This is a genomic window from Streptomyces microflavus (assembly GCF_014650075.1).
GTDB classification, from domain to species: domain Bacteria; phylum Actinomycetota; class Actinomycetes; order Streptomycetales; family Streptomycetaceae; genus Streptomyces; species Streptomyces microflavus.
Window position 1 is genome coordinate 1 of sequence record NZ_BMUG01000039.1, and the last position, 985, is coordinate 985.

The 985-nt window shown below is 33.8% G+C and carries 1 protein-coding gene; it reads left to right on the forward strand.

Going from position 1 to position 985, the window contains the following annotated elements; genetic code table 11:
- A partial coding sequence (locus IE264_RS38860; RefSeq protein WP_190167949.1) for an IS4 family transposase occupies positions 1 to 985 on the forward strand: 985 nt, incomplete at both ends.

Sequence of the window (985 nt, forward strand, 5' to 3'; positions counted from 1 at the left end):
TTATGAGTCCAGAAGGACTCAATAAACGCTTTGATAAAAAAGCGGTTGAATTTTTGAAATATATTTTTTCGGCATTATGGAAAAGTAAAATCTGTGAAACATCGGCCATTTCAAGCGCGGCGCTCACGTATTTTCAACGAATTCGTATTTTAGATGCGACGATTTTCCAAGTACCAAAACATTTAGCCCATGTATATCCTGGATCAGGTGGTTGTGCACAAACAGCGGGTATCAAGATTCAATTAGAATATGACTTACATAGCGGACAGTTTCTAAACTTTCAGATAGGTCCAGGAAAAAATAATGATAAGACCTTTGGAACAGAATGCTTAGACACATTACGTCCAAGCGATTTATGTATCCGTGATTTAGGTTATTTTTCATTAGAAGACTTAGATCAAATGGATCAACGAGGTGCTTATTATATATCCAGATTAAAATTAAACCATACCGTGTATGTAAAAAATCCGTTTCCAGAATACTTTCGAAACGGAACCGTAAAAAAGCAATCACAGTATATCCAAGTTGATTTAGAACATATTATGAACAATTTAAAACCCGGTCAAACATACGAAATAAAAGAAGCTTACATTGGAAAGAATCAAAAACTATTCACACGTGTAATTATCTATCGTTTAACAGACAAACAGATACAGGAACGTAGAAAAAAACAAAGTTACACTGAAAGTAAAAAGGGTATTACATTTTCAGAAAAGAGTAAACGATTAACGGGTATCAACATATATGTCTCAAATACGCCTGAAGGAGTTGTTCCGATGGAACAAATACATGACTTTTACTCCCTTCGCTGGCAAATAGAAATTATTTTTAAAACGTGGAAATCCTTATTTCAAATTCATCATTGGCAAACTATCAAAAAAGAGCGATTAGAATGTCATGTGTATGGAAGACTTATTGCCATCTTTATCTGTTCTTCTACGATGTTTAAGATGCGTAAACTTCTTTTGCAAAAGAACAAAAGAGA